The organism is Variovorax sp. GW821-FHT09D07, from assembly GCF_059416345.1.
In genome coordinates this window covers 1,009,367-1,035,452 of sequence record NZ_JBWKOY010000002.1, presented here as the reverse complement: position 1 = coordinate 1,035,452, position 26,086 = coordinate 1,009,367, and the positions used below count along the sequence as shown (strand labels likewise).

Genomic DNA, 26,086 nt, shown 5'->3' with positions numbered 1-26,086 from the left:
CGCATGCAGACCGGCGCAGCATGGGTTTGCTTGCAAGCGTGTGTTCGCCCCTCCGACAATCACCGCTTTCAGAACAAGGAAAATAATCATGAAGGGCGACCCCAAAGTCATCGAACACCTGCAGGCGCAGCTCAAGAACGAGCTGACGGCGATCAACCAGTACTTCCTCCACTACCGCATGCTCAAGCACTGGGGCCTGGACAAGCTGGCGAAGAAGGAATACGAGGAATCCATCGGCGAGATGAAGCACGCCGACAAGCTCATGGACCGCATCTTCATGCTCGACGGCCTGCCCAACCTGCAGGACCTGGGCAAGCTGAACATCGGCGAAGACGTGCCCGAGTTGCTGCGCTGCGACCTCGGCGCCGAAACCGGCGCGCAAGCGACCATCAAGGATGGCATCGCGCATTGCGAATCGGTGCGCGACTATGTCTCGCGCGACCTGCTGCAGGAGATCCTGGACGACACCGAAGAGCACATCGACTTCCTCGAGACGCAGATCGACCTGATCGACCGCGTCGGCCTGCAGAACTACCTGCAGTTGCAAGTGGGCGAGCTCGAGTAAGCACAACGCAACGCTGCCACGGCATTGCAAACAAACGGGGCTTCGGCCCCGTTTTTTATTGCTCTTTACTTAACTTCATAGCCACTGAATAGCAGTCATTCTCATTCGCGCGACTACAATTCGCGCTTTCGATGACTGCCCCCGCCCGTTCCGACAACCGCCGCCGCGCCTATTGGCTCAAGACCCTCCACGAGTGGCATTGGGTCAGTTCCGCCATCTGTCTCGTCGGGATGATCCTGTTCAGCGTCACGGGCTTCACGCTCAACCACGCGGGCCAGATCGAGGCCAAGCCGGTCGTCACCACGCGCAACGGCACGGTCGACGACGCGCTGCGCGCCCGCCTCGAACAGCAGCTGCCGGCCGCCAAGGCCCAGCAGGGCAAGGCGCCGCTGCCCGCCGAACTGCAAGCCTGGCTGCGCAAGCAATGGGACATCGACACCGCCGGCCGCGAGGCCGAGTGGTCCGACGACGAAATCTACCTCTCGCTCCCCCGCCCCGGCGGCGACGCCTGGCTGCGCCTGAGCCTGCCCGAGGGCGAGGTCGAATACGAGCGCACCGACCGCGGCTGGCTCTCCTACTTCAACGACCTGCACAAGGGCCGCAACACCGGCACCGCCTGGAGCTGGTTCATCGACATCTTCGCGGCCGCCACGCTGGTCTTCTCGGTCACCGGGCTGTTCATTCTCAAGATGCATGCGGGCAACCGCCCCTTCACCTGGCCCATGGTGGGCATGGGGCTGGTGGTGCCGGTGCTGCTCGCGTTGCTGTTCATTCACTGACCGGTCCGATCGACGGATCGGCCCGTGCGTCGTCTTTGCTGATTCAGGAAGAAAGAGGTTTTCCCGTGCACCTTCGCTACTCGCTCGCACCGATCGCCATGTCGGCGCTGTTCGCGGCCCCGGCCATTGCCGCCGGCCTGTCGGTCAACATCGAGATTCCCCGGCTCAACGTGTCGGAGTACCACCGCCCCTACGTGGCGACCTGGATCGAACGCGCCGACAGCACGATGGCCGGCACGCTGGCCGTCTGGTACGACGTGCGCACCAAGACCAACAACCCCGAGGGCGAAGGCACCAAGTGGCTCAAGGACATGCGCCAGTGGTGGCGCCGCGGCGGCCGTGAACTGGCGGTGCCGGTCGATGGCGTCACCGGCGCCTCCAAGCCCGCGGGCAAGCACCAGCTGAGCTTCACCGAAGGCTCGGGCGCCATGCCCAAGCTCGCTCCCGGCGCCTACAAGCTGGTGGTGGAAGCCGCCCGTGAAGTCGGCGGCCGCGAGGTCGTGACCATCCCGTTCCAGTGGCCCCCCACCGCCGCCGCGCAACCGGTCGCAGCCGGCAAGGAAGAGCTCGGCGAAATCAAGCTCGAACTCAAGCCCTGAACGCCGCCGCCACCCACTCCGCCCACCCGCTCATTCCAAGGACCACCATGACCCGCTTCACCCTGCGCGCCGCCGGCCTCGCCCTCGCCCTTTCGGCCGTTGCTTCCGTGACCCAGGCGCACAACGCTTGGCTGCTGCCCTCGACCACCGTGCTGTCGAAGGCCGACACCGTGAGCGTCGACGCCGCCGTGTCGAACGACCTGTTCGTTGCCAACCATGCGCCGCTGCGCCTGGACGGCCTGCAGATCACCGCCCCCGACGGCAGCTCGGTCAAGCCGGAATCCGAAGCCAAGCTCAAGCTGCGCAACGTGTTCGACGTGAGCGTCGCGCAGCCGGGCACCTACCGCATCGCGGTGGTCAACAACGGCGCGTTCGCCGCCTGGAAGGACAAGGCCACGGGCCAGAACAAGCGCGCCCGCGGCACGGCCGAAACCATCGGCAAGGAAATCCCGGCCGACGCGCAGGACGTGACCATCACCCAGTCGGCCGGCCGCATCGAGACCTTCGTGACCGTCGGCAAGCCCTCGGCGCTCAAGCCCATCGGCCAGGGCCTGGAACTGATCTCGGCCGGCAGCCCGACCGACCTGGCCAAGGGCGAGAAGGCCACCTTCACGCTGCACCTGGACGGCAAGCCCGCCAAGGACCTCGAAGTGACCGTGACCGCCGGCAACACCCAGTACCGCGACAAGCTCGACGAACTCAAGCTCAAGACCGACGACAAGGGCCAGTTCAGCGTGACCTGGCCGGCCGCCGGCATGTACTGGCTCGACGCCAGCACCAAGGACAGCAAGACCACCGTGCCGCAAGCCAAGGAACGCCGCCTGAGCTACGCGGCCACCTTGGAAGTGATGCCCTGACCCTGCGTTTTTCCTTGGGCCTTTCCTTCAGCACCTGGCGCGCGGGCGGCTACGCCAACGCGGCCGTCCCCCGTCCCGCCGATCCCGCCAGCCTCCAGCAGCTCGGCGGGCAGACGATGGGCACGACCTGGTCGCTGCGCTTCGACAACCCGCGGATGCTGCCGCTCGCGCAAGTGCGCGAGGCGGTCGAGGCCGCGCTCGCGCGTGTGATCGCGCAAATGAGCCACTGGGAGCCAGGCTCCCTCATCAGCCGCTTCAACACCGCACCCGCCGGTTCGCGCCATGCGCTGCCGGCGGAGTTCGCACAGGTGATGCAGTGCGCCCTCGCGTGGGCGCAGGCCAGCGGCGGCGCGATCGATCCGACGGTCGGTGCCTTGGTGGCGCGCTGGGGCTTCGGACCTGCGGCGGCGCAGGACAACGCCCTGCCGTCGCCCGACGCGCTGGCCGCGATCAATTCGAACGTCGGCTGGCAACGGCTGACCTTCGATGAGGCCAACCGCACGCTGCTGCAACCCGGCGGCGTGCAGCTCGACCTGTCGGGCATCGCCAAGGGCTTCGCGGTCGACCACGGCGTCGACGCGCTGCGCGCGCTCGGTTTCACCGACCTGCTGTTCGAAATCGGCGGCGAGTTGCGCGGCATCGGCCGGCGGCCCGGCGGCGCGCCGTGGCAGGTGCAGGTCGACGCCGAGCTGCCGACCCCGCAACGCATCGCCCTGGCCGACATGGCCGTGGCCACCTCGGGCGACCGCTGGCATCGGCGCGCCATCGAAGGCCGCAGCTGGTCGCACACCATCGATCCGCGTGACGGCGAGCCCGTAGCGCATGCACTGGCCAGCGTCACGGTGCTGCATCCGCAGTGCATGCAGGCGGATGCGCTCGCCACCGTGCTGACCGTGCTCGGCCCCGTCGAGGGCCTGGCCTTCGCACAGCAGCGCGACATCGCGGCCCTGTTCATCTCTCGCGCCGACGACGGATCGATCTCCGAGCGCCCCACGCGCGCCTGGCAGGCGCAGGCGGGCGCATGACCGAGACCCTGTGGCGAGCGCTGGGGGCCAGCGCGACGGTCGCGGCCTATGCCGCGCTGTGCCTGGGCATCTATGCACGCCAGCGGCGGCTGCACGCCACGGCCGCACGCGAAGCCGCGGCCCTGTCGGCCGGTGACGGCGCGCAGACCTCGCCCACCCTCGTGCTGTTCGCCAGCCAGACCGGCCAGGCGGAAACCATCGCGTGGCAGACCGCGCGGCGGCTGCGCGCAGCCGGCACGGCAGTGCGCGTGATGGCCCTCAACGCCCTCGACAGCGCCACGTTGGCCTCGGCCCGACGCGCCCTCTTCGTGGCCAGCACCTACGGCGAAGGCGATGCGCCCGACGGCGCCAGCGTGTTCGCCGAGCGCGTGATGGGCGCGCCGCTCACACTGCCATCGCTGCGCTACGCCGTGCTGGCGCTGGGAGACCGCCAGTACACCCACTTCTGCGGCTTCGGCCGCGCGCTCGATGCGTGGCTCCACACGGCCGGCGCCGTGCGCGACTTCGATCCCATCGAGGTCGACAACAGCGATCCCGCCGCGCTCGCCGATTGGCACGCCCGCTGGGGCGATGCGCCGGAGGGCGGCGACGACGCCCCGGCGAGCTTTGCGCCCTGGAAGCTCACGCGGCGCGAACTGCTCAACGCCGGCAGCACGGGCGGCCCGGTCTTCCATCTCGGCCTCACGCCGCAAGCCGGAGCACTGCCACACTGGGCTTCGGGCGACCTGGTGCAGGTCGCCGTCGCAAGCGATCCGGCGCGGCCACGCGACTACTCGATCGCCTCCCTGCCCGCCGACGGCGAACTGCAACTGCTCGTGCGGCAGGAGCAGCACCCCGACGGCTCGATGGGCGCCGCGTCGGGCCTGCTCACCTCGACGCTTTCGGTCGGCGACTCCGTCGCGCTGCGCCTGCGGCCGCACCGCGGCTTCCGGCTCGAGGGCAACGAGAACCGTCCGCTGATCCTGATCGGCAACGGCACCGGACTGGCCGGCCTGCGCGCTCACCTGCGCGCACGCGCCGCCGCTGGCCGAAAAGACAACTGGCTGGTGTTCGGCGAGCGCCAGTCCGCCCACGACTTCCTCTGCCGCGAAGAAATCGAAGCCTGGCAGGCCGACGGCACGCTCGCGCGGCTCGACATGGTGTTCTCGCGCGACCAGGCCGAGCGCTTCTACGTGCAGCACCGCCTGCTGCAGATGGCCGACACGCTGCAAGCCTGGCTGCGCGATGGCGCCGCCGTCTATGTCTGCGGCAGCCTCCAGGGCATGGCATCGGGCGTCGACGCGGCGCTGCGGCAGATCGCCGGCGACGACCTCTGGGCCGAGCTGTCGGCCAGCGGACGCTACCGCCGCGACGTCTATTGAACGGCCCGCGCGGCCTCGTCAGTTGCGCGCCGGCAACGGAGCGAGCGAAACTTTCTGGTTAAAAGCGGCCAGTTGAGCACCTTGGTATTGAGAAGCAATATCATTTGCATCGATTTGCAAAAACCCTTCGCAAATCAGCTCACCCAGCCAGTCTTGCCGCCCTTTTTCTCCCCGAGAGTGCGCCGCCCGGACCCAGCCAGTCGAGCTCTGCCCGCCCGCCCTTTCTGGAGAAAACAACATGGCCTATATCAAGAGCCGCAAACACGCCGTCGCACGCGCCGTTCCTCACCTTTCGGGTGCCGCCGCAGCCACGCTGCTGGCCATCGCAGCCCCCGCCGCCTTTGCCCAGACCGGGCGGGCCCTGCCTGAAGTCCGCGTGCAGGATTCGAGCGCCGCCGACTACAAGACCGACACCTCGGCCAACCCGAAGTTCACGGCCCCGCTGGTGAACACGCCGCAGACGATCCAGGTGATCAAGGAACAGATCATTCGCGAGCAGGGCGCGACCACGCTCACCGAAGCGCTGCGCAATACCGCCGGCGTCGGCACCTTCTTCCTGGGCGAGAACGGCAACACGAACACCGGCGACGCCGTGTTCATGCGCGGCTTCGACAGCTCCAGCAGCATCTTCGTGGACGGCATCCGCGACCTGGGCTCGGTCTCGCGCGACATGTTCAACATCGAGCAGGTCGAAGTCGTGAAGGGCCCGTCGGGCACCGACGTGGGCCGCACCTCGCCCACCGGCTACATCAACCTCGTCACCAAGAAGCCGAAGCTCGAAGACAGCTTCCTCGGCTCGCTCGGCTTCGGCAGCGCCGACTACAAGCGCGGCAGCATCGACTGGAACAAGTCGCTCAGCAGCGCCAATGGCATCGGCGCCGCCTTCCGCCTGAATGCGGCGATGGAAGACTCGGGCGTGCCCGGCCGCGACTTCGTCAAGAACAAGCGCACGGCCATTGCACCGTCGATCGCACTCGGCCTGAATTCGCCCACACGCTTCTACTTCGACTACCTGCACGTCGACCAGGACAACGTGCCTGACGGCGGCGTGCCGACCATCGGCCTGCCCAGCTATTCGAACCCCGATCCGGTCGCCCTCGGTGCACGTCGCCGCAGCTTCCTGAACTACGCGGCACCGGTCGATCCGAAGAACTTCTACGGCACCGCGTACGACTTCAACAAGGTGACAGCCGACATGTTCACCGCGCGCGTGGAGCACGACTTCACGCCCGACATCACGCTGCGCAACACGACCCGCTACGGCAAGACCAAGCAGGACTACATGCTGACGGCGTTCATGCTCGGCGGCCTGGGCACCAACGGCAACCCGCCGCCCTCGGGCAACACCGCGTTCCTCAGTACGCCGATCCCGGGCCTGCCGTCCACCTGGACGACCACGCGCAACCTGCCGACCAACAAGAACCAGGAAAACACGATCTTCGTCAACCAGACGAACGTGACCGCCAAGTTCAACACCGGCAGCCTGAGCCACTCGCTCAGCGCGGGCGTCGAGCTGATCCGTGAAGAGCAGTCGAGCCTGGGCTACTTCAGCCCCGGCGCCACGTTCAACGGCAAGGTCGTGCAGAACGGCGCATGGCCGGTGGCCAACCTGTACGCGCCGAACCCGTACGTGAACGGCTACAACCGCATGCTCAGCGGCGCCGACAGCAAGGGCGTGACCAACACGGTCGGCCTGTACGCCTTCGACACCATCAAGCTCAACGAGCAATGGCAGATCACCGGCGGCCTGCGCTTCGACCACTACAGCACCTCGTTCCAGAGCGCGACGCTGTCGACCGCAACGACCAACCCCGGCCTGCCGGTCGGCACGCTGGTGCCCTCGTCGCTCAAGCTCTCCGACAACCTGTTCACCGGCAAGATCGGCGTGGTCTACAAGCCCGCGAAGAACGGCAGCATCTACGCGGCCTACGGCACTTCGGCCCAGCCCCCGGGCGGCGCGAACTTCTCGCTGTCGGCCGCTGGCACAGGCAGCAGCGCGGCGCGCACCGACTTCCTGCCGCAAAAGGCCAAGACCTTCGAAGTGGGCACGAAGTGGGACGTGCTGGACGACAAGCTGTCGCTGACCGGCGCGATCTACCGCACCGACGTGAGCAACGAAGTCGTGCAAGACCCGACCAACACCGCGCTGTACTACCAGAGCGGCAAGAAGCGCGTGCAGGGCATCGAGCTGGGCGTGGCGGGCACCATCACCGAACGCTGGGGCATGAGCGCCGGCTTCACGACGATGGACACCAAGGTGCAAAGCGGCCCCAACGTCACCGCCGACGGCACCAACGTGCTGACCTACACCCCGAAGAACTCCTTCACGGCCTGGACCACCTACCAGTTCCCGTTCGGCCTGACGGTCGGCGGCGGCGCGCGCTACAACGGCAAGCTGCACCGCGGCACCGACGGCGCGGTGGGCACGCCGGCGTACATCGACTCCTACTGGGTGTTCGATGCCATGGCGTCGTACCGCATCAACAAGAACGTCGACATCCAGCTGAACATCGCCAATGTGTTCGACAAGCAGTACGCGGCTGCCATCAACAAGAGCGGCTACCGCTACACGCCGGGCATCCCTCGCTCGGCCAAGATCACCGCGAACTTCGCGTTCTGATCCCGACGACCGCGTCGCCTCCGTGCCGGCCCCTGCGGCAGGCGCGGTGCGACACTCGAGCCCCGGCCTGCGCCGGGGCTTTTTTCTTGTGGAGTTCACCGAAATGATGCTGCATGTGCCCGACGTGCTGAGCCCGGACCAGGTGCGCGAGATGCGCGCCGCACTCGATGCCACCCACTGGGTCGACGGCCGCGAAACCGTGGGAGACCAAGGCGCGCAGGTGAAGCGCAATCGCCAGTTGCCGGAGTCTTCGCCCGTCTCGCGCGAACTCGGCGCGACCATCCTGGCGGCGCTGTCGCGCCACGCGCTGTTCTTCTCAGCGGCGCTGCCCGCGCGTTTCGTGCCGCCGCTGTTCAACCGCTACGAGGGCGGCGAGCATTACGGCGTGCATGTCGACGGCTCGGTGCGCGCGGTGCCGGGCAGCAGCCAGCAGCTGCGCACCGACCTGTCGTGCACCCTCTTCCTGAGCGATCCGGAGGATTACGACGGCGGCGAGCTGGAAGTGATCGACACCTACGGCTCGCACGAGGTCAAGCTGCCGGCCGGCGACCTGATCCTTTACCCGGCGAGCAGCCTGCACCGCGTGCACCCGGTCACGCGCGGGGCGCGGGTGTGCTCGTTTTTCTGGCTGCAGAGCATGGTGCGCAGCGACGCCCAGCGCGGCATGCTGTTCGAACTCGACCAGACGGTCCAGAAACTGCGCGCCCGCCTGGGCGAATGCGAGGAAACCGTGGCGCTCACCGGCCACTATCACAACCTGCTGCGCCTCTGGGCCGAGGTGTAACACCGGCTTGCAAAGTCCGGCCGCATGTCAGTCATAGTGATTGCAAATGCGATGGATTCTTATTTATAATGAGTCACATCCAACAGCCAGCCAACTGCCGCTTTCACCGCCATGATCGTTTGCGTCTGCCGCCGAGTCTCTGACCGTGAAATCGCACGTCATGTGCGCGCGGGCATGACTTTCGACGAAGTCCAGTTCGAACTCGGCGTGGCCACCCAGTGTGGTCAGTGTGAAGGTTGTGCCCGCGACATCGTGGCGCAGTGCAGTGTCTCTCACCCGGTCGCCGCCCTGAACTGCGAATCGGCGCCGAGAGCGATCCAGCTTGCCAACTCCATCAAGGAAAGCAAAGCATGGAACTCGTCTCGGCTCTCGGCGGCAGCCTGATCCTCGTCGCCGGCTCTGTCTGGTGGATTTTTCGCAAGTAGCGTCTCTGTAGCGGTTTTGCTGCAATCGGGGCACGATTTGTAGTGCCCGCATTCGAATGGTTGATCGTGTCTGACCGCTTTGCCCCCCCTCCCTCCTTTCTTGGCCTGTCGCGCACTGTCGTCATTGCCGGCGGCGTGATCCTGTTCCACGGTGCCGCGCTGTGGGCGCTGCAAAGCGGCCTGCTGCGCAGGGCCGCCGAAGTGGTGATTCCCGTCGAGATCCTGAGCCAGTTCGTCGAACCGCCGAAACCCAAGGCCGATCCGCCGCCCCCACCGCCTCCGCCGCCGCAACCCAAGGTGAGCAAGGCGCCGCCGCCGCCGCGCCCGCAGGCCATCCGCGAACCCAAGCCGACGCCCGCGCCGAACGCGACCTCGGGCACCACCGAGCCGCCGCCCCCGCCTGCGCCACCGGCACCGCCCGCGCCGCCAGCCCCTCCCGCACCGCCGCCGTCGCCCCCGGCGCCGCCCGCCGTGCAGCTGCCGTCGAGCAATGCCGACTACCTGCAGAACCCGAAGGCGGTCTACCCCGCCATGAGCAAGCGGCTCGGCGAGCAGGGCAAGGTGATCGTGCGCGTGCTCGTGGGCGCCGACGGCCTGCCCAAGAGCGCCGAGGTCAAGAAGTCCAGCGGCTTCGACCGCCTCGACGAGGCCGCCGTCGAATACATCATGAAATGCCGGTTCGTGCCCGGCAAGGTCAACGGCGTGGTGCAGGCCATGTCTTACGACGCCCCCGTCAACTACGTCCTGAACTAATTTTTCTCTGGAGCAACTTCGTATGGATTCCCAATTTGGCTTGATGAACGTCTGGAATCAGGGCGACTTCGTCACCAAGGCTGTCGCGGTTCTGTTGATCGGCATGTCCCTCGCATCGTGGATCGTGATCATCGTGAAGGCGCTCGACGTCATCAAATACAAGCGCCTGGCCAAGCACTCGCAGGACTTCTGGCACAGCGAAGACTTCGCCACCGCCCTGAACAAACTGGGCACCGACGACAGCAACCCGTTCCGCGCCCTGGCGCTTGAGGGCCGCGAAGCCGCTGCCCACCACCGCAACACCAAGGCGCACCTGCATGACGCGCTCGACGTGAGCGACTGGATCACGCGCGCCCTGCGCAACGGCATCGACGCCTTCACCGCTCGCCTGCAGACCGGCTTGGCCATCCTCGCTTCGGTGGGTTCGACGGCGCCGTTCATCGGCCTGTTCGGCACGGTCTGGGGCATCTACCACGCGCTGATGAGCATCGGCTCGGCCGGCCAGGCGACCATCGACAAGGTGGCCGGCCCGATCGGCGAAGCACTGATCATGACGGCCCTGGGCCTGGCGGTCGCCATCCCCGCCGTGCTGGGCTACAACGCCCTGGTGCGCGGCAACAAGTTCGTGCTGACCAAGCTCAACAGCTTCGCCCACGACCTGCACGCCTACTTCGTGACCGGCGCCCGCGTGCAAAGCGGCAGCGGCGAAGCCGTCGTGGTTCCGCTCAAGAAGGGCTGAGCAGCATCATGGCTTTCGGAACGCAAGACGAACCCGATGAGGTGATGAACGAGATCAACATGACGCCGCTGGTCGACGTCATGCTGGTGTTGCTGATCATCTTCATCATCACCGTGCCGGTCATGAAGCACGCGGTCAACATCGACCTGCCCCGCGCCAGCAGCGAACCCGAGCAGCCCAAGCCGCAGAACATCCTGTTCAGCGTCACGGCCGACGGCGCCTACTACTGGAACGAACAGAAGATCGACGACAGCGAGCTGCCGAACCGCCTGGCCGCCGAAGCGGCCAAGGAACCGCAGCCCGAGCTGCACATCCGCGGCGACAAGGCCGTGCGCTACGAGCGCGTGGCCAAGGCCATGGCCGAGGCCCGCGAAGCCGGCGTGCGCAAGATCGGCTTCATCACCGAGCCCGACACGAAGTGATCTGAACGGGTGAATGACGGATCGAAAAAAAGTTGATCGCGACGATTGACTTTATATTGAGAATCATTATCATTCACTCATCGCTTCCATAAAAGGGAACTCCAGATGCCAGCCACCCCGAATGCCTTTTCTGTCCTGAACCACCCTTCGCTCGACCAATCGGGTGGCGGTCATGCATCGATCCAGGCAGCGCGTCCGGCGCCGATGGTCGAAAGCACGGAGCTTCTGAAGGGAAGCAAGACCGTGGGCATCATGCACAACGGCTCGCTCTACCGGCTTCAGGCCACCAAACTCGGCAAGCTGATCCTGACCAAGTAGGTCGTTCAGCCCGCCCCTCGCGCAAGTTTCATCGTGGGGCGACTCGAGGAGATTCATCTCCGAAGGGTCGTTTTTTGCTAGCCAACGGTTCGCCGACTAGCCAAGCTTTTTTTCACGCTGAAGCCCTGAAAAAGAAAACGCCGACCATCAGGTCGGCGTTTTGCTTTGGGCGAATGAAAAGGCTTACAGGCCGAGCGCGGCGATGCCGGCCTTGGCGATCTGAGCATCTTCGTTCGACTTCACGCCGCTCACGCCCACGGCGCCGATGACGTGGCCGTCCTTCACGATCGGCACGCCGCCTTCGAGCAGGCCTTCCACCAGGGGCGCCGTCAGGAACGCGGTGCGGCCGCCGTTGATGATGTCTTCATAGACCTTGCTCTCGCGGCGGCCCATGGCGGCGGTGTGCGCCTTGGCCGGAGCGATGTGCGAGGACAGCGCGGCGGCGCCATCCAGGCGCTGCAGCCAGAGCAGGTTGCCGGCGTCGTCGGAGATGGCGATGGTCACGGCCCAGTTGTTCTTCAGGGCCTCGGCTTCCGCTGCAGCGGCGATGGCCTTGACGTCGGCGAGTTCGAGGAATGATTTGGTCTTCATGGATAAGCTCAGGTTGCGTCGAAACCCGACAGCATAACGGCGGGGCGCCGCAGCGTCCCGCGGGGGCTTAAGAACAACGGGCATACGGTCTTTGCAAGGCCCCCTCTTGCAGCCCCCTAGAATGCGCCCAACTGCGTGTCATTGCATGCAGCAACCTCAGGAGCTTCGGCCATGAACGACCGTGTGACCACCCTCGACACTTCCACCGGCTACGGCCAGACACTGCCGCAGGCCGAACGCCAGCGCGTGCTGCGCAATACCTACTGGCTGCTGGCGCTGAGCCTGCTGCCCACCGTGCTGGGCGCCTGGATCGGCGTGAGCACCGGCATCACCCGCTCGCTCACCGGCGGACTCGGCCTGATCGTCTTCCTCGGCGGCGCATTCGGCTTCATGTTCGCGATCGAGAAGACCAAGAACTCTGCCGCCGGCGTGCCGGTGCTGCTGGGCTTCACCTTCTTCATGGGCCTGATGCTGTCGCGCCTGCTCGCGATGGTGCTGGGCTTCAAGAACGGCCCCGAACTGATCATGACGGCCTTCGGCGGCACCGCCGGCGTGTTCTTCGTGATGGCCTCGCTGGCCACGGTCATCAAGCGCGACCTGTCGGGCATGGGCAAGTTCCTGTTCGTCGGCGCGCTGGTGCTGATGCTCGGCGCGGTCATCAACGTCTTCGTGGGCTCGAGCACCGGCATGCTGGTGATCTCGGTGGCAGCCATCGGCATCTTCTCGGCCTACATGCTCTATGACCTGAAGCAGATCATGGACGGCGGCGAAACCAACTACATCAGCGCCACGCTGGCCCTGTACCTGGACATGTTCAACGTGTTCCAGAGCCTGCTGGCCCTGCTGGGCATCTTCGGCGGCGAGCGCGACTGAGCGGCTTGCTCCGACCCCAAGAAAAAAGGCCCCGAAGGGCCTTTTTTCATTCCAGCTCGAAGACCGCGATCGACTCGACGTGCGCGGTGTGCGGGAACATGTTCACCACGCCCGCGAAGGTGCAGCGGTAGCCCGCCTGGTGCACCAGCAGGCCGGCGTCGCGCGCCAGCGTCGACGGGTTGCAGCTCACGTACACGATGCGCTTGGGCGGCGTCCAGCCACCGGTGCGCAATTCAGGCTGCTGGTGCAGGTCGGCCATGGCCTTGGCCAGCGCGAAGGCACCTTCGCGCGGTGGGTCGACCAGCCACTTGTCGGCACTGCCGTCGGCCACCAGCATCTCGGGCGTCATGTCGAACAGGTTGCGCGCCACGAACCGGGTGGCCGACAGCGCACGCCGCTCGGGCGTTGCAGGCTGGTTTCTCTGGAAGTTGTCGGTGGCGCGTGCCACCAGCGTGTCGCTGCCCTCGATGCCGAGCACCTCGCGCGCCTGGCTCGCCAGCGGCAGCGTGAAGTTGCCCAGGCCGCAGAACCAGTCGATCACGCGCTCGTCGGGCTGCACATCGAGCAGGCGCAGCGCCTTGCCGACCAGCGCGCGGTTGATGTGCGGGTTGACCTGGGTGAAATCGGTGGGCTTGAACGGCATCGTCACGCCGAACGCGGGCAGGCGGTAGGCCAGTGGCGTGCCGCCCTCTTCCAGCAGCTTCACGGTGTCCGGGCCCTTGGCCTGCAGCCACCATTGAACGCCTTCGTTCTCGGCCGCGAACGCCTTGAGCCGCCCGATGTCGGCGCCCGACAGCGGCTCCAGGTGCCGCAGCACCAGGGCGATGGTGCCCAGCGCGGTCGAATCCGGCGCGTCGCCGCAGGCCAGCTCGATCTGCGGGCAGGTCTCGCGCGCGTCCATGGAGCCGATCAGCGCACGCAGCGGCATCAGCATGGCGCTGACCTGCTTGGGCAGCACGGGACAGACCTGCATGTCGGCCAGGTAACGGCTCTTGCGCTCGTGGAAGCCGATCAGCACCGTGCCTTTCTTGACCACGTGGCGCACCGACAGGCGCGCGCGGTAGCGGTAGTGCCAGGCCGGGCCTTCGAGCGGGCGCAGCAGGTTCTCGGGCTTGACCTTGCCCAGGTGCCAGAGGTTGTCTTCGAGCGCACGCTGCTTCACGGCCACCTGGGCGGCGGCGTCGAGGTGCTGCATCTTGCAGCCGCCGCACGCGCCCGTGTGCAGGCCGAAGTGCGGGCAGCCGGGGCGCACGCGCTGCGAGGACTCGCGGCGGATCTGCGTGACCGTGCCCTGCTCCCAGTTGTTCTTGCGGCGGTGGACGTTGAACTGCACTTCCTCGAAGGGCAATGCGCCTTCGATGAACACGACCATGCCGTCGGACTTGTGGGAGACGCCTTGCGCGTCCAGGTCGAGCGACTCGACCTGAAGCCATTCATCGGCGGGGTTCGCGGGGACTTTCTTTTCTTCGATGGATTCCGTCATCCCCCGATTGTCTCAGCGTGGCCGGGGTGGTCCCGGCGCGACGGGTTACCTTCTTTTCTTCACACCGCTAGAACAGCGCGTCGCGGCCGACGCCGGAGCGCGCCAGCTGCTTGCGCATCTTGGCCAGGGCCTCGTTCTGGATCTGCCGCACGCGCTCACGTGTCAGGCCCAGCCGCACGCTCAGCACCTCGAGCGTCTCGGGCTCCCGGTCGTGCAGGCCGTAGCGGCCTTCGAGCACCTCGCGCTCCCGCGCGTTGAGGGCCTGCACCCACTGGTCGAGCAGGCGTTCCACCTCGTGCGTGTGCGTCACGCCAGCAGGGTTGCCCTGCTCGTCGTCGGAGGCCACGGTGTCGGCCAGCGTGAAGCCTTCTTCGCCGCGCGCGTCGCCCGCATCGAGCGAACGTGGCGCCTCGGCCAGCGCCAGCAGGTCGGCCACCGCCTGCACCTCGCGACCGAGCAGCGCGGCCACGTCCTCGACGCGCACGCCATCCGGCCGGCTCGCGAGGAACTCCGCATCGCCCTCGAGCGTGCGGCGTGCCCGCAGAACCTGCTGCAGTTCGCGCACGACATGCACCGGCAGGCGGATCGCCCGCGACTGCGTGATGACGGCGCGCTCGACCGACTGGCGGATCCACCAGGTCGCATACGTGGAGAAGCGAAACCCGCGCTCAGGCTCGAACTTGGTGATGGCATGCATCAGCCCGAGGTTGCCTTCCTCGATGAGGTCGGACAGCGGCATGCCGCGCCCCAGGTAGTTCTTGGCGATGTTGACCACGAGCCGCAGGTTGTGCTCGATCATCGATTGCCGCGCCGCGAAGTCGCCGGCGCGTGCGGCGCAGGCGGTGGTGTATTCCTCGGCGGGAGTGAAGAGCCCGGTGCGCCGGACCTGGCGCAGGTAGATGGTCAGGGCATCGGCGCCCTCGCCGCCCATGACCTCAGCGGTGGTGCCGTGGGGCGGGGCCGATGCTGCTGAGGGAATCGACGGATCCGCTGTGGGATCGTCGGGAAGAGAGTCCGTGCTCAGCGGCTCGTCGCCGCTGTCCTGATGACCATTGCGGCCACCGTTGCTTCGAGGTGAAGGGCTGCCCTGCCCCGCCAGCCCACGCACGGGCAGTGTGCGAAGAGGGCGGGAGGCAGCCATGGCATCACCGGTTGGGCAGGTAACGCGACGGGTCGACGGGCTTGCCCTGGCGGCGGATCTCGAAATGCAGCTTCACGCGATCGGCGTCGCTGTTGCCCATCTCGGCGATCTTCTGGCCCTTCTGAACCGACTGGTCTTCCTTCACGAGCAGCGTCTGGTTGTGCGCATACGCCGTGAGGTAGGTGTTGTTGTGCTTCAGGATGATCAGGTTGCCGTAGCCGCGCAGGCCGGCACCGGCGTAGACCACACGGCCGTCGGCCGCGGCCAGCACGGGGTCGCCGGCCTTGCCGCTGATGTCGTAGCCCTTGTTCTTGGCTTCGTCGAAACCGGCGATCAGCGAACCGCTGGCAGGCCAGATCCAGCCCAGGTCGTCGTCACCCGAACTGCTCGGGCCCGAAGGCGAGGCCGTGACAGGCGGCTTGGTGGTGCCGCTCGCGCCGCTGGCCGGCACGGCCGGCGTGACGGACGCCTGCGGGGCCACCGGCTTGGTCGTCGCCTCGGTGGCCGCGGCAGGCGCAGAGGTGGACGGTGCCGTGGCAACCGCCGTGCTCCCACCGGTCGGCGGAATCACGCGCAACACCTGGCCGACTTCGATCAGGTCGGGGTTGTCGAGGTTGTTCCAGCGCACGATGTCCTGCCAGCGCTGGCCCGTTTCGCTGCCGATGCGACGGATGGAGTCACCGGGGCGCACGGCGTAGTAGCCGGGCTTGCCGTAGTTCTCGATACCGGGGAGCGGTTTGCCGGACGCGTCGGTCGTGATGGGAGGACCGCCGGGCGTCGTTGCCCCGGGTGCGCGCGTCATGGTGCCCCGGTCTTCGACCGGTGCGGGACCGCGCGGTGCGGAGCAGCCCGCGATCACGAGCACAACAGCCAACGTGATGCCTGCGAACAAACTCCGATTGCCAAAACCCTGCATTTGTTATTCCTTCAAGCGATGCCCGATTTTAGGGGGACAAAGTGAACCGCCTCAAGAATGCGCCGCTCGAGCCCACGGGGGGTCTTGTCGATCACGACGAGGGCCTGTCCACCAGTGGCGGAATGGGTCGGCGCGACGATGCGCCCGCCCACCGCGAGCTGCGCGATCCAGGCCTCGGGCACGGCCTCGCCGCCTGCCGCGGCGATGATGCCCGCGTACGGCGCGCCCTTCGCGTAGCCGATCATGCCGTCGCCCAACATCAGGTGGACGGTGGCCAGGCGGAAGTGCCGCAGATTGGTGCGCGCGCGCTCGTGCAGTCCGCGCAGGCGTTCGATGCTGTAGACCTCGGTCGCCACTTCGTTCAGCACCGCGGCCTGGTAGCCGCAGCCGGTGCCGATCTCGAGCACGCGGCCCAGCCGCTCCTGCGGCTTGCCGACCAGCGCCGGCGCACCCAGCAGCAGCTCGATCATGCGGGCCACCACATTGGGCTTGGAAATGGTCTGCCCCAGCCCGATCGGCAGGCTGGTGTCTTCGTACGCCTGGTTGACCAGCGCGCTGTCGACGAAGCGATGCCGCTCGACGGTGCCCATGGCGCGCAGCACGCGCGCGTCGGTGATGCCCTGCGCCGCGAGCTTTTGCACCATGCGCGCCCGCACGGCGTCGGACGCCATTGAGGGCGTGGACGGGACCATCGGCTTGACCGGCACGGCGGGCATGCGCCCGCGCGTGGCGGCCGAGGCGGTGGGGGTCAGTCGAACCGGGAAACTGGGCCGCGGAGGGGTCGCCATGTCGTCAATTGCCGAGACGGGCGACCGTCTCGCGCCATTGGCCCAGGTTGGCATGGTCGGTCAGGTCGATCTGCAAGGGCGTCAGCGCGATGTGGCCAGCCGCAGTCGCGTGGAAGTCGGTGCCCTCCCCGCTGTCCTTGGCGCTGCCTGCACCGGCGATCCAGTACATGGTTTCGCCGCGCGGACTGTCCTGCGTGATCACCTTTTCGGCGGCGTGGCGACGGCCGAGCCGGCACACCTTGACCGGCTTCAGTTCCTCGAACGGACGGTTCGGCACGTTCACGTTGAGCAGGAAGGCGGGGCCACCGAGCATCTTCTCGCGCTCGATCTGCTGCACCAGCCGGCGCGCCACCTGAGCCGCCGCATCCACGTGCGCCCAGCCTTTTTCGATCTGCGAGAAGGCGATGGCCGGAATGCCGAACAGGTAGGCCTCCATCGCAGCACCCACGGTGCCCGAATAGATGGTGTCGTCGCCCATGTTGGCGCCGTTGTTGATGCCCGAGACCACCAGGTCGGGCCGGTAGTCGAGCAGGCCCTTGAGCGCGATGTGCACGCAATCGGCCGGCGTGCCCGTCACGTAGCGGAAACCGTTGTGCGCCTTGTGCACGTACAGTGGCGCGGCCAGCGTGAGTGCGTTCGACTTGGCGCTGTTGTTGTGCTCGGGTGCCACCACCTCGACGTCGGCGATGTCCTTGAGTGCGTCGTGCAACGCGACGATGCCCGGCGCCTGAAAGCCATCGTCATTGGAAATAAGTATCTTCATGGTGCTTCTGGGTGCAGCGGATTGTAGGTGCGGGGTGCGTCGCAGCAGGGACAACGCCGCACCACAGCGCCGCCTATCATCGCCCCGAATTCATTGCCCACACGACTCATTCGAAGGAGACCCCGAGCATGCACGCATGGCTTTGCGAAAACCCCACCGGCGTCGACGCGCTGACCTGGAAAGAACTGCCCACTCCCACGCCGGGCCCGGGCCAGGTGCTGATCGAGATCAAGGCGGCCAGCCTGAATTTTCCCGACCTGCTGATCGTGCAGAACAAGTACCAGATGAAGCCGCCGCTGCCCTTCGTTCCCGGATCGGAATATGCGGGCGTGATCCAGGCGGTGGGCGAAGGCGTCACGCACCTCAAGGTCGGGCAGAACGTGGCCTGCCTGTCGGGCACGGGCGGCTTCGGCACCCACACGCTGGCACCCGCCGCGCTGTGCATGCCGCTGCCCGAAGGCTTTGGCCATGTCGACGCGGCCGCTTTCATCATGATCTACGCCACCTCGTGGCACGCACTGATGGACCGCGCGCAACTCAAGGCGGGCGAAACCGTGCTGGTGCTCGGCGCGGCCGGCGGCGTGGGCACCGCAGCCATCCAGATCGCCAAGGCGGCGGGCGCCAAGGTGATCGCCGCGGCATCGACCGACGAAAAGTGCGAACTGTGCCGCTCGATCGGCGCCGACGCGACGATCAATTACACGACGCACGCACTGCCCAATGGTTTCCGCGATGCCATCAAAGCCGCGACCGACGGCAAAGGCCCGGATGTCATTTACGACCCCGTGGGCGGCGATTTCGCAGAACCCGCATTCCGCTCGATTGGCTGGCGCGGTCGCTATTTGGTGGTCGGTTTTGCATCGGGCCCGATCCCGTCGCTGCCATTGAATCTGACGCTGCTCAAAGGCGCGTCGCTCGTGGGCGTGTTCTGGGGCGATTTCGCGAAGCGCGAACCCAAGGCCAATGCGCAGATGATGGCCGAATTGGCCCAGTGGTACGGCCAGGGAAAAATCAAGCCGGTGATCGACAGCACGATGCCGATGGCCGAATTGAAGGCCGCCTATGCGCACATGGGATCGCGCGGTGTCAAGGGAAAACTGGTGATGGTGAACTGATCGAACGCGCGCGCATCGCCGTGCGCGCCATCCAATAAAAAAGCCCGCCGAAGCGGGCTTTTTTATTGGGCGAATGCTCAACTGATTCTGCAGGCAATCACTTGATCTCGTAATCGGAGAGCGACTTGCCAGCTGCCAGGGCTTCCGTGACCCAGCGCGGCTTGCGGCCACGGCCACCGGACCAGGTTTCGCCCGTCGGGCCGCGGTATTTGGCGGCGGCCTTGGCGGCTGCAGGACCTGCGCTGCGCTTGGTTGCAGCAGCACGGCCACCACCCAGCTTCAGATCGGAAGCGGTCAAACCGTATTCCGCAATCTTCCTGCGCACTTCTTCGATCACGCCGGCCCGTTCCTGGTTACGCAGGTCTTCGGCCTGCTTGCGCAATTGCGCAATCTGCTCGTCGTGCTTCTGGATCTGGGAATTGATATCGGCGAGTGACGAAGCCATTGTTGGACTCCTGTTGTGAATTGAAAACGGCTGAATTCTAATTCAAACCACTTTTGCCACAAGCGCCTTTTCAGCAGAAAAATGCAGGCGCATTGGCGGAATGCAACAACCCGCAACACATGCGCACCATTTTGGGTACTTTCAAAATCGCGGGTAGCGGGGAAAGAATGCGGCGTGCAACCTGGCGCTTGAAGCGACGGCGAAGCCAGAAATGACAACGCCGGGCAAGCCCGGCGTTGGAATCCCTTGGGTGCTATTGAGAAATAGCGCTGGGACTGAATTTTTTGGGGTGGCTGATGGGACTCGAACCCACGACGACCAGAATCACAATCTGGGACTCTACCAACTGAGCTACAGCCACCGTAGAGCCTCTGATTGTAGCGTTAAAAATCGCGGCTTTCGCTTCCGCGATCATCAAAGACGCCGAAATGCCACACCGACATGCAACCCAGCGCCTTCGGAGGCCGTCCGCGATGGCCTGCCGCCACACATGCGCCCTGCCCCATGGGCATAACTTCGCAGTCGCCCATTCGATGTGGCTGGACGACGCTGAGCCGCGAATGGCTCCGCTATCATGAATGCGAGCGGCCCGACCGGGCCCGGCTTTCGCCACTTCACTTCATCAAAGGAACTTCTTCATGAGCATCGTCTGGACTATCCTGATCGGGTTCGTCGTGGGTCTCGTGGCGCGGGCCGTCAAGCCGGGCAACGATTCCGCCGGCTTCATCGTGACCACGCTGATCGGCATTGCAGGTTCGCTGGGCGTGACCTACCTCGGCCAGGCAATGGGCTGGTACACCGCCGGCCAGGGCGCCGGCTTCATCGCCTCCGTGCTGGGCGCGATCGTGCTGCTGATTCTCTACGGCCTCATCAAGCGCAAGAGCTGATGCCCCTGACGCCGTGCCGCGCAACGCGGCCGGCGGTTCTTCCGGCTGCCTGAGCCCCCCCACTTCTTCAGCCAGCCTCGCGAGGCCTTCACGCCGATGCCCCGCAAACCACGCGCCCGTCATCACGTCTATGTGGTCGAACTCGACGACCGCGTCTGGAACAACGGCCGCTTCCGGCGCGCCAACCCCGACTACCAGCTCGGCAAGCCCTTCGTCTATGTCGGCATGACCGGCCTGGACCCCGACATCCGTTTCGACAAGCACAAGGCCGGCATCCAGGCCAATCGCTTCGTGCAGGAATTCGGCCTGCGACTGTTGCCCGCGCTCTACGAACGCTACAACCCGATGCCGTACGACGATGCGCGGCTGATGGAGGTCGACCTGGGCATCGCCCTGCGCCGCGCCGGCTACGGCGTCTGGCAGGCCTGACGCGGTTCAGGAGTAGGTGACCCAGTCCGCATACGCCGGGCCGTCGAGGTGCGGCAAGGTGTTGTAGGTCACGAGCATGTGCCGCTTCGGCGTGAAGGCGAACTCGGTCACCGAGCTGTTGCGGATGCGCAGGTTGAGTTCGATGGTCGTCTCGGCGCTCGTGCCCAGCACATGGCCGACCGCGGTGCTGATCGGCCCGCCGCTCGACACCACCAGCACCTTTGCGCCGTGGTGTCGTTCGCGCACATGGTCGAGCGCCGTGGTCACACCGGCCAGGAAGTCGACATAGCTCGGCATGCCGACTGGCGCGGTGCGCCCCTGCATCCATGCGCCGAGCCCGTCGCGCAGCAGACGGAAGTGATGGCGGTACATCTCGGGCGAGTCGGGCTTTTCGAGCTTGCCCTCGTGCACCGTGGCAATGACAGCCTCGCTGTCGTATTCGTTGAGCCCCGGCCAGGGCAGCACGTCGTCGCGCGACAGCCCCAATCCTTGGGCGATGCCCTCCCAGGTCTGCTTGTGGCGCTTCAGCGTGCCGGTGATGACGGCATCGAAACGCATGCCGCGTTCGCGCCAGTATTCGCCCAGGCGCACGGCCTGCCGGTGGCCGAGTTCGCTCAGGTTGTCATAGTCGGCAGCACCGAAACTGGCCTGCCCGTGGCGCACGAGGTAAAGGGTTCCCATGCGCCGGATTCTGGCAAGAAGCGCGACACGCGCTTGTCCCTCGTGCGACCAAAAAAAAAGCCCGGGTCGTCGAACCCGGGCTTGTTGCGAGCAGCGGTTGCCCGTCTGTCTCAGCGCGCCGCCGCAGCGGTCGGCAGCGTGTCGGCCGGCTTCGGCACGAGGATCTCCACCTTGAAGCGTTGCTTCAGCAGCTCGTAGTACGCAGCGGCTTCGGCAGCAGTCACCGACTGGGCGATCTGCATGCTTTCCTGTTGCGCCTGTTCGGCCGTCGGTGGCGTGCGCGGCACGACCTTGGTCACGCGGACCACGGCGTAGCCTTGCGTGCCCAGATCCACACCGAGCAGCGCGGGCAGCTTGGCGCCGTCGGCACGCAGTGCGGCGTCGATCACCGGTGCGGGCTGCGACTGCGCGTCGATGCGCGACACCGTGACCGGCGCGCCGAAGGTGGCTCCGTCGGCCTTCACCTTCCAGGCGGCGAGCTTGGCTTCGCCCTCGGCCTTGGCGAGTGCAGCGGCACGCTCGGTGATGAGCTGTGCGCGGATCTTGTCCTTCACCTCGGCCAGCGGAATCGGATGTGCGGCCGTGTACTGCGTCACGCGGCCCGATGCGAGCTGGTTCGGACCGACTTCGATGGCTTCGGTGTTCTGCTTGCGCTCCAGCGCGTCGGAGGCATACAGCGCCTGCAGGAAGTTGCGGCTCGCAAGCGGGCCGGTGGCGCCCGGCGCGGGTGTGCGCGGCACGTTGGTCGCGGTCTGGATCGTGAGCTTGAGCTTCTCGGCGGCCGGCTTGAGGCTCTCGGGCTGCTGGTACACGGTGTCCGTGAAGATTTCCGCAGCCTTCGCGAATTCCTGCGTGGCCTGTTGCGCGCGCACTTCGCTCTCGATGGTGGCGCGCACCTTCTCGAAAGGCGGCACCACGGCCGGCTTGATGTCGGTCAGCTGGATGATGTGGTAGCCGAACTCGGTCTCGACGAGGTCGCTGATGTCGCCCTTCTTGAGCGCGAACATCGCGTCTTCGAACGGCTTGACCATCGCGCCGCGCGTGACGAAGTCGAGGTCGCCGCCCTTCTCGGCCGAGCCGGGATCCTGCGAGTTCTTGCGCGCCACGTCGGCGAAGGTGTTCGGCGCCTTCTTCACGTCGGCCAGCAGCTGCTCGGCCTTGGCCTTCGCCTTGGCGCGGTCGCCGCTGGACATGCTGGCCGGCGCGGTGATCAGGATGTGGCTTGCACGGCGCTCTTCCTTGGTACCGAAGCGCGCGGTGTTCTGTTCGTAGTAGGTCTTGAGGTCGGATTCGTTCGCGACGATGTTCTTCTTCGCGGCTTCGAGGTCGAGCACGAGGTACTCGATGCTGGCCTGCTCGGGCGCCTGGAACTGCGACGTGTGGTCCTTGTAATAGGCCTCGATGTCGGCATCGCTGACCGTCACCTTCGACGCGAAGCCTTCGGGAGCGAAACGCGCCACCTGGATTTCACGGCGGTCGTAGAACGCATTGACGGTGGCCGCGGTCAGTGCCGCCGGCGCGAAGCTCGTGCCCGTCACGCCCAGCAGCACCTGCTGCGAGGCCATGTCGGCGCGCACCGAAGCTTCGTACTGCTCGGGCGTGCGGCCGGTGGCGCGCAGGAAGGCTTCGCGGTCGAACTTGCCGTCGGCCGTGCGGAACGCGGCCAGGCCGGCGTCCTGCGCGAACATGCGCGAGAGGCGGTCTTCAGACACCGACACGTTGGACTTGACCGCCGCGGCCGCCAGCACGCGATCGCGCACCATGCGTTCCAGCGTGGCGTAGCGCAGCGCGTCGGAGTCGAGCAGCGTCGGATCGACGTTGGGCGACTGCTGGCGGATGCGGTCGGTCTCGACGCGGTGCTGCTGGTCCCACTCGGGCTTGGTGATGTCGTGACCCTGGATGCGGGCCACCTTCTCGTCGCCGCCCATGCCCTGGTAGCGCTCGACACCAAAGAAGACGAACGAGGGAATGATCAGCAAGAACAAGAAAATCATCACGACTTTGTTGTACTTGCGGAAGGTATCAAACATGCTTGAACACTCTTTTTCGACGGGCGCCGGACGGCAATAAAAAAGGCGAACCGGTGTTCGCCTTTGCATCGGGTGGTGGTGGGTGCTGAGGGGCTCGAACCCCCGACCTACGCCTTGTAAGGGCGCCGCTCTACCAACTGAGCTAAGCACCCCACCTGGAATACTCTCCGAGTCTACAGCCTCAGTTCAGCGCGTCTTTGAGCGCCTTGCCGGGACGGAACTTCGGGATCTTGGCTGCCTTGATTTTAATCGCGTCGCCGGTGCGGGGATTCCGGCCGGTGCGGGCTGCGCGCTTGCCGACTGCGAAAGTGCCGAAACCGACGAGCGACACGGAGCCGCCCTTCTTGAGCGTGGTACGAATGGCGCCAATGGTGGATTCGAGCGCACGGGTCGCTGCGGCTTTGGAAATATCGGCGTTCTTTGCGATGTGCTCAATCAGTTCGGTCTTGTTCACAAGGGCCCCTTGTCGAAAAAAAGTTGGTCGGCTTTCGTCAGCTGCGACCTGGCCGCGACGGGTGCGACTCAAGAACATGGCAGGCCTGACGCCTCGGCAGCGCACTGCCAGCGAGGATTACAACCACTGGTCTGCGGGGTGTCAATAAGACACAACGCACTGCAGCCCAGCGGAGCGCGCGATTTTAGGGGCGTTTCGCGACGTACTTTTCAAAGGGCCTCGGCAATTGCCTTTCCGAGGTCGGCGGTGCCCGCCCGACCGCCGATGTCCGGCGTGCGCGGTGCGCCGCTTTGGGGCGCGAGCACCTTCTCGATGGTCGCCAGGATCGCGTCGTGCGCGTCCTTGTGGCCGAGGAACTCCAGCATCATCGCGCCGCACCAGATCTGGCCGATCGGGTTGGCGATGCCCCGGCCGGCGATGTCCGGCGCCGAGCCGTGCACCGGCTCGAACAGCGAGGGCGTGGTGCGCTCGGGGTTGAGGTTGGCGCTGGGCGCGATGCCGATGGTGCCGGTGCAGGCCGGGCCGAGGTCGGACAGGATGTCGCCGAACAGGTTGCTCGCCACCACCACGTCGAAGAAGTCGGGCCGCTGCACGAAGTGCGCCGTGAGGATGTCGATGTGGAACTTGTCCAGCGTGATGCCCGGGTAGCCCTTGGCCATTTCCACCACGCGCTCGTCCCAGTACGGCATGGTGATCGAGATGCCGTTCGACTTGGTGGCGCTGGTCAGGTGCTTCTTCGGCCGCGATTGCGCGAGCTCGAAGGCGAACTTCAGCACGCGGTCGACGCCCACGCGCGACATCACGGTTTCCTGCACCACGATCTCACGCGGCGTGCCCTGGTACATGCGCCCGCCGATGCTCGAATACTCGCCCTCGGTGTTCTCGCGCACGATGTACATGTCGATCTCGCCGGGCGCGCGCGGCGAGCCGTCGCGGCGCACCACTGGCGCGATGATGCCGGGCATCAGGCGTGCGGGGCGCAGGTTGATGTACTGGTCGAACTCGCGGCGGAACATGAGCAGCGAGCCCCACAGCGACACGTGGTCGGGAATCTTCTCGGGCCAGCCGACCGCGCCGAAGAAGATGGCGTCGTGGCCGCCGATCTGGTCCTTCCAGTTGTCGGGCAGCATCTGGCCGTGCTTCTCGTAATAGTCCCAGCTCGAGAAGTCGAAGTGGTCGAACTTCAGGTCGATGCCGAATTTGCGCGCCGCCGCATCGAGCACGCGCAGCCCCTCGGGCATGACTTCCTTGCCGATGCCGTCGCCGGCGATGACTGCGATTCTGTGGGTGCTCATGGGTGGGCTCCTGGGTGTTCGGGGGAAACGAAAAAATTCAGCGCCTCGGCCAGCAAGGCATCGGGGGCTTCTTCCGGGATGTAGTGGCCGCAGGGCAGCGCGTGGCCCGACACGTCGTCGGCACGCTCGCGCCACAGCGAGAGCACATCGAACGCGCGCCCCACCGCTCCATGTTCGCCCCACAGCACGCGCAGCGGCTGCGCGAGGCGGCGGCCGGCGGCGATGTCGGCGCGGTCGTGCACGAGGTCGATGGTGGCGGAGGCGCGGTAGTCCTCGCAGATGGATTCGGCGGTGCCCGGGATGGCGATGCAACGCTCGTACTCGGCCAGCACCTCGGGTGCGAACGGCGCGAGCCCGGCGTGCCGCCCACCCATCACGCTGCGGATGTAACGCACCGGGTCGGAGGCGATCAGCGCCTCGGGCAACGGCGGCGGCTGGATCAGGAAGAACCAGTGCCAGTAGGCCTTGGCAAACGCTTCGGAGGTGCCTTCGTACATCGCCAGCGTCGGCGCGATGTCGAGCAGCAGCATGCGCTCGACCGCGCCGGGATGGTCGGTCGCGAGCCGGTGCGCCACGCGCGCGCCGCGGTCGTGCGCGAGCACGGCGAAGCGATCGAAGCCATGGTGATGCATGGCGGCCAGCGCGTCGTGCGCCATCTCCCGCTTGCTGTAGACCGCGTGTTCGGCGTCGACCGCCGGTCGGCCCGAGTCGCCGTAACCGCGCAGGTCCACCGCCACCACCGTGAAGCGCTCGGCCAGCGCGGGCGCCACGCGGTGCCAGATCGCATGCGTCTGCGGATGGCCGTGCAACAGCAGCAAGGGAGCGCCCTGCCCGCCGATGCGACCGTGGATGCGCACGCCATCGCGGGCGATGTCGAAGCGGGGGAAGTCGAGGAAAGAGGCCGTCACGCCGCGATTGTGCGTTGCACCTCGACGGCCATCAAGCAAC

The 26,086-nt window shown here is 66.3% G+C and carries 30 protein-coding genes and 2 tRNA genes; 17 read left to right on the top strand and 15 right to left on the bottom strand.

Annotated elements, in window-relative coordinates:
* Positions 1–88 precede the first annotated feature (88 nt).
* From bfr to AC07OX_RS11065, 6 genes are all read left to right on the top strand, one after another.
* Positions 89–565 carry a bacterioferritin gene (bfr, locus tag AC07OX_RS11090; RefSeq protein WP_062473038.1) on the top strand — a complete coding sequence of 159 codons (477 nt, stop codon included), beginning with the start codon at positions 89–91 and terminating at the stop codon, positions 563–565.
* Positions 566–696: 131 nt separating this feature from the next.
* Complete coding sequence (locus tag AC07OX_RS11085; protein ID WP_495262829.1) at positions 697–1,344, top strand: PepSY-associated TM helix domain-containing protein; 648 nt, start codon at positions 697–699, stop codon at positions 1,342–1,344.
* 98 nt (positions 1,345–1,442) lie between these two features.
* Positions 1,443–1,943, top strand: coding sequence for a DUF2271 domain-containing protein (locus AC07OX_RS11080; RefSeq protein WP_174543631.1), 501 nt, complete (start codon positions 1,443–1,445; stop codon positions 1,941–1,943).
* Positions 1,944–1,990: 47 nt separating this feature from the next.
* Positions 1,991–2,800: a DUF4198 domain-containing protein gene (locus AC07OX_RS11075; protein ID WP_495262828.1), complete on the top strand. Its 810-nt coding sequence runs from the start codon at positions 1,991–1,993 to the stop codon at positions 2,798–2,800.
* A 14-nt stretch (positions 2,801–2,814) separates the two neighbouring features.
* Positions 2,815–3,825: an FAD:protein FMN transferase gene (locus AC07OX_RS11070; protein ID WP_495262827.1), complete on the top strand. Its 1,011-nt coding sequence runs from the start codon at positions 2,815–2,817 to the stop codon at positions 3,823–3,825.
* Positions 3,822–5,186, top strand: coding sequence for a sulfite reductase subunit alpha (locus AC07OX_RS11065; protein WP_495262826.1), 1,365 nt, complete (start codon positions 3,822–3,824; stop codon positions 5,184–5,186). Before AC07OX_RS11070 ends, AC07OX_RS11065 begins: the two co-directional genes overlap by 4 nt.
* Before the next feature lie 18 nt (positions 5,187–5,204).
* On the opposite strand, the gene AC07OX_RS11060 is transcribed toward AC07OX_RS11065, so the two are convergent.
* Positions 5,205–5,426: a hypothetical protein gene (locus AC07OX_RS11060; protein ID WP_159272569.1), complete on the bottom strand. Its 222-nt coding sequence runs from the start codon at positions 5,424–5,426 to the stop codon at positions 5,205–5,207.
* On the opposite strand from AC07OX_RS11060, the gene AC07OX_RS11055 reads away from it, so the two are divergent.
* From AC07OX_RS11055 to hemP, 7 genes are all read left to right on the top strand, one after another.
* A complete protein-coding gene (locus AC07OX_RS11055; protein ID WP_495262825.1) occupies positions 5,425–7,806 on the top strand; it encodes a catecholate siderophore receptor Fiu in 2,382 nt (793 codons plus the stop codon). The genes AC07OX_RS11060 and AC07OX_RS11055 overlap by 2 nt on opposite strands.
* Positions 7,807–7,909: 103 nt before the next feature.
* Positions 7,910–8,590 (top strand): Fe2+-dependent dioxygenase, encoded by a 681-nt coding sequence (locus AC07OX_RS11050; RefSeq protein WP_390345148.1) that lies wholly within the window; start codon positions 7,910–7,912, stop codon positions 8,588–8,590.
* 111 nt (positions 8,591–8,701) lie between these two features.
* Positions 8,702–8,974, top strand: coding sequence for a (2Fe-2S)-binding protein (locus AC07OX_RS11045; RefSeq protein WP_062473051.1), 273 nt, complete (start codon positions 8,702–8,704; stop codon positions 8,972–8,974).
* A gap of 104 nt (positions 8,975–9,078) precedes the next feature.
* Positions 9,079–9,768, top strand: a complete 690-nt coding sequence (locus AC07OX_RS11040) for an energy transducer TonB (protein WP_070059744.1) — start codon at positions 9,079–9,081, stop codon at positions 9,766–9,768.
* Between the two features lie 22 nt (positions 9,769–9,790).
* Entirely contained in the window at positions 9,791–10,507 is a 717-nt protein-coding gene (locus tag AC07OX_RS11035) for a MotA/TolQ/ExbB proton channel family protein (protein WP_062479023.1), read from the top strand.
* Between the two features lie 8 nt (positions 10,508–10,515).
* The gene (locus tag AC07OX_RS11030) at positions 10,516–10,929 is read left to right on the top strand and encodes an ExbD/TolR family protein (RefSeq protein ID WP_062479026.1); all 414 of its coding nucleotides are present in this window, start codon (positions 10,516–10,518) and stop codon (positions 10,927–10,929) included.
* Between the two features lie 105 nt (positions 10,930–11,034).
* Positions 11,035–11,247, top strand: coding sequence for a hemin uptake protein HemP (hemP, locus tag AC07OX_RS11025; protein ID WP_062479029.1), 213 nt, complete (start codon positions 11,035–11,037; stop codon positions 11,245–11,247).
* Between the two features lie 183 nt (positions 11,248–11,430).
* On the opposite strand, the gene AC07OX_RS11020 is transcribed toward hemP, so the two are convergent.
* Positions 11,431–11,838 carry a GlcG/HbpS family heme-binding protein gene (locus AC07OX_RS11020; protein WP_056583078.1) on the bottom strand — a complete coding sequence of 136 codons (408 nt, stop codon included), beginning with the start codon at positions 11,836–11,838 and terminating at the stop codon, positions 11,431–11,433.
* A gap of 171 nt (positions 11,839–12,009) precedes the next feature.
* Between AC07OX_RS11020 and AC07OX_RS11015 the strand changes: the two genes are divergently transcribed.
* A complete protein-coding gene (locus AC07OX_RS11015; protein ID WP_062479032.1) occupies positions 12,010–12,711 on the top strand; it encodes a Bax inhibitor-1/YccA family protein in 702 nt (233 codons plus the stop codon).
* Between the two features lie 46 nt (positions 12,712–12,757).
* Here the strand turns inward: AC07OX_RS11015 and rlmD are convergent, their stop codons facing one another.
* The 5 genes from rlmD to surE all read right to left on the bottom strand — a co-directional run bounded on the left by rlmD (position 12,758) and on the right by surE (position 17,802).
* Positions 12,758–14,194: a 23S rRNA (uracil(1939)-C(5))-methyltransferase RlmD gene (gene rlmD / locus AC07OX_RS11010; protein ID WP_495262824.1), complete on the bottom strand. Its 1,437-nt coding sequence runs from the start codon at positions 14,192–14,194 to the stop codon at positions 12,758–12,760.
* A gap of 67 nt (positions 14,195–14,261) precedes the next feature.
* Positions 14,262–15,335: a sigma-70 family RNA polymerase sigma factor gene (locus AC07OX_RS11005; RefSeq protein WP_095950962.1), complete on the bottom strand. Its 1,074-nt coding sequence runs from the start codon at positions 15,333–15,335 to the stop codon at positions 14,262–14,264.
* Positions 15,336–15,339: 4 nt separating this feature from the next.
* Positions 15,340–16,251 (bottom strand): peptidoglycan DD-metalloendopeptidase family protein, encoded by a 912-nt coding sequence (locus AC07OX_RS11000; RefSeq protein WP_062479036.1) that lies wholly within the window; start codon positions 16,249–16,251, stop codon positions 15,340–15,342.
* Positions 16,252–16,262: 11 nt separating this feature from the next.
* Positions 16,263–17,039, bottom strand: a complete 777-nt coding sequence (locus AC07OX_RS10995) for a protein-L-isoaspartate(D-aspartate) O-methyltransferase (RefSeq protein ID WP_062479039.1) — start codon at positions 17,037–17,039, stop codon at positions 16,263–16,265.
* Between the two features lie 4 nt (positions 17,040–17,043).
* Positions 17,044–17,802 (bottom strand): 5'/3'-nucleotidase SurE, encoded by a 759-nt coding sequence (gene surE / locus AC07OX_RS10990; protein WP_070059620.1) that lies wholly within the window; start codon positions 17,800–17,802, stop codon positions 17,044–17,046.
* Positions 17,803–17,930: 128 nt separating this feature from the next.
* On the opposite strand from surE, the gene AC07OX_RS10985 reads away from it, so the two are divergent.
* Positions 17,931–18,917, top strand: coding sequence for an NADPH:quinone oxidoreductase family protein (locus tag AC07OX_RS10985; protein ID WP_095744683.1), 987 nt, complete (start codon positions 17,931–17,933; stop codon positions 18,915–18,917).
* A gap of 97 nt (positions 18,918–19,014) precedes the next feature.
* Here the strand turns inward: AC07OX_RS10985 and AC07OX_RS10980 are convergent, their stop codons facing one another.
* Together AC07OX_RS10980 and AC07OX_RS10975 are read right to left on the bottom strand one after the other, a co-directional pair.
* Positions 19,015–19,362: an H-NS histone family protein gene (locus tag AC07OX_RS10980; RefSeq protein ID WP_056583066.1), complete on the bottom strand. Its 348-nt coding sequence runs from the start codon at positions 19,360–19,362 to the stop codon at positions 19,015–19,017.
* Positions 19,363–19,647: 285 nt separating this feature from the next.
* Positions 19,648–19,723: transfer RNA gene (locus AC07OX_RS10975), tRNA-His, on the bottom strand.
* Between the two features lie 277 nt (positions 19,724–20,000).
* Here AC07OX_RS10975 and AC07OX_RS10970 point away from each other — a divergent pair.
* Positions 20,001–20,249: a GlsB/YeaQ/YmgE family stress response membrane protein gene (locus tag AC07OX_RS10970; RefSeq protein ID WP_062479046.1), complete on the top strand. Its 249-nt coding sequence runs from the start codon at positions 20,001–20,003 to the stop codon at positions 20,247–20,249.
* A gap of 96 nt (positions 20,250–20,345) precedes the next feature.
* Positions 20,346–20,678 carry a hypothetical protein gene (locus AC07OX_RS10965; protein WP_095744681.1) on the top strand — a complete coding sequence of 111 codons (333 nt, stop codon included), beginning with the start codon at positions 20,346–20,348 and terminating at the stop codon, positions 20,676–20,678.
* A gap of 6 nt (positions 20,679–20,684) precedes the next feature.
* Here the strand turns inward: AC07OX_RS10965 and AC07OX_RS10960 are convergent, their stop codons facing one another.
* The 6 genes from AC07OX_RS10960 to AC07OX_RS10935 all read right to left on the bottom strand — a co-directional run bounded on the left by AC07OX_RS10960 (position 20,685) and on the right by AC07OX_RS10935 (position 26,046).
* Entirely contained in the window at positions 20,685–21,359 is a 675-nt protein-coding gene (locus tag AC07OX_RS10960) for a histidine phosphatase family protein (protein ID WP_495262823.1), read from the bottom strand.
* A 110-nt stretch (positions 21,360–21,469) separates the two neighbouring features.
* Positions 21,470–23,389, bottom strand: coding sequence for a SurA N-terminal domain-containing protein (locus tag AC07OX_RS10955; protein WP_495262822.1), 1,920 nt, complete (start codon positions 23,387–23,389; stop codon positions 21,470–21,472).
* A gap of 76 nt (positions 23,390–23,465) precedes the next feature.
* Positions 23,466–23,541 (bottom strand) — tRNA-Val (locus AC07OX_RS10950).
* 29 nt (positions 23,542–23,570) lie between these two features.
* The gene (locus AC07OX_RS10945) at positions 23,571–23,843 is read right to left on the bottom strand and encodes an HU family DNA-binding protein (RefSeq protein ID WP_007830705.1); all 273 of its coding nucleotides are present in this window, start codon (positions 23,841–23,843) and stop codon (positions 23,571–23,573) included.
* Between the two features lie 209 nt (positions 23,844–24,052).
* Positions 24,053–25,138 (bottom strand): tartrate dehydrogenase, encoded by a 1,086-nt coding sequence (locus AC07OX_RS10940; protein WP_495262821.1) that lies wholly within the window; start codon positions 25,136–25,138, stop codon positions 24,053–24,055.
* Positions 25,135–26,046, bottom strand: a complete 912-nt coding sequence (locus AC07OX_RS10935; RefSeq protein WP_495262820.1) for an alpha/beta fold hydrolase — start codon at positions 26,044–26,046, stop codon at positions 25,135–25,137. Before AC07OX_RS10935 ends, AC07OX_RS10940 begins: the two co-directional genes overlap by 4 nt.
* Positions 26,047–26,086: the final 40 nt, after the last annotated feature.

Coding starts and splice junctions, on each gene's coding strand:
- AC07OX_RS10940 (WP_495262821.1), bottom strand. CDS start 25,138: ATGAGCACCCACAGAATCGCAGTCATCGCCGGCGACGGCATCGGCAAG.
- AC07OX_RS11045 (WP_062473051.1), top strand. CDS start 8,702: ATGATCGTTTGCGTCTGCCGCCGAGTCTCTGACCGTGAAATCGCACGT.
- AC07OX_RS11075 (WP_495262828.1), top strand. CDS start 1,991: ATGACCCGCTTCACCCTGCGCGCCGCCGGCCTCGCCCTCGCCCTTTCG.
- AC07OX_RS10960 (WP_495262823.1), bottom strand. CDS start 21,359: ATGGGAACCCTTTACCTCGTGCGCCACGGGCAGGCCAGTTTCGGTGCT.
- AC07OX_RS11080 (WP_174543631.1), top strand. CDS start 1,443: ATGTCGGCGCTGTTCGCGGCCCCGGCCATTGCCGCCGGCCTGTCGGTC.
- AC07OX_RS10965 (WP_095744681.1), top strand. CDS start 20,346: ATGCCCCGCAAACCACGCGCCCGTCATCACGTCTATGTGGTCGAACTC.
- AC07OX_RS10955 (WP_495262822.1), bottom strand. CDS start 23,389: ATGTTTGATACCTTCCGCAAGTACAACAAAGTCGTGATGATTTTCTTG.
- AC07OX_RS11055 (WP_495262825.1), top strand. CDS start 5,425: ATGGCCTATATCAAGAGCCGCAAACACGCCGTCGCACGCGCCGTTCCT.
- AC07OX_RS10985 (WP_095744683.1), top strand. CDS start 17,931: ATGCACGCATGGCTTTGCGAAAACCCCACCGGCGTCGACGCGCTGACC.
- AC07OX_RS11000 (WP_062479036.1), bottom strand. CDS start 16,251: ATGCAGGGTTTTGGCAATCGGAGTTTGTTCGCAGGCATCACGTTGGCT.
- AC07OX_RS11050 (WP_390345148.1), top strand. CDS start 7,910: ATGATGCTGCATGTGCCCGACGTGCTGAGCCCGGACCAGGTGCGCGAG.
- AC07OX_RS11065 (WP_495262826.1), top strand. CDS start 3,822: ATGACCGAGACCCTGTGGCGAGCGCTGGGGGCCAGCGCGACGGTCGCG.
- AC07OX_RS10995 (WP_062479039.1), bottom strand. CDS start 17,039: ATGGCGACCCCTCCGCGGCCCAGTTTCCCGGTTCGACTGACCCCCACC.
- AC07OX_RS10980 (WP_056583066.1), bottom strand. CDS start 19,362: ATGGCTTCGTCACTCGCCGATATCAATTCCCAGATCCAGAAGCACGAC.
- rlmD (WP_495262824.1), bottom strand. CDS start 14,194: ATGACGGAATCCATCGAAGAAAAGAAAGTCCCCGCGAACCCCGCCGAT.
- hemP (WP_062479029.1), top strand. CDS start 11,035: ATGCCAGCCACCCCGAATGCCTTTTCTGTCCTGAACCACCCTTCGCTC.
- AC07OX_RS11035 (WP_062479023.1), top strand. CDS start 9,791: ATGGATTCCCAATTTGGCTTGATGAACGTCTGGAATCAGGGCGACTTC.
- AC07OX_RS11060 (WP_159272569.1), bottom strand. CDS start 5,426: ATGTTGTTTTCTCCAGAAAGGGCGGGCGGGCAGAGCTCGACTGGCTGG.
- AC07OX_RS10970 (WP_062479046.1), top strand. CDS start 20,001: ATGAGCATCGTCTGGACTATCCTGATCGGGTTCGTCGTGGGTCTCGTG.
- AC07OX_RS11020 (WP_056583078.1), bottom strand. CDS start 11,838: ATGAAGACCAAATCATTCCTCGAACTCGCCGACGTCAAGGCCATCGCC.
- AC07OX_RS11030 (WP_062479026.1), top strand. CDS start 10,516: ATGGCTTTCGGAACGCAAGACGAACCCGATGAGGTGATGAACGAGATC.
- AC07OX_RS11005 (WP_095950962.1), bottom strand. CDS start 15,335: ATGGCTGCCTCCCGCCCTCTTCGCACACTGCCCGTGCGTGGGCTGGCG.
- AC07OX_RS11015 (WP_062479032.1), top strand. CDS start 12,010: ATGAACGACCGTGTGACCACCCTCGACACTTCCACCGGCTACGGCCAG.
- surE (WP_070059620.1), bottom strand. CDS start 17,802: ATGAAGATACTTATTTCCAATGACGATGGCTTTCAGGCGCCGGGCATC.
- AC07OX_RS11085 (WP_495262829.1), top strand. CDS start 697: ATGACTGCCCCCGCCCGTTCCGACAACCGCCGCCGCGCCTATTGGCTC.
- bfr (WP_062473038.1), top strand. CDS start 89: ATGAAGGGCGACCCCAAAGTCATCGAACACCTGCAGGCGCAGCTCAAG.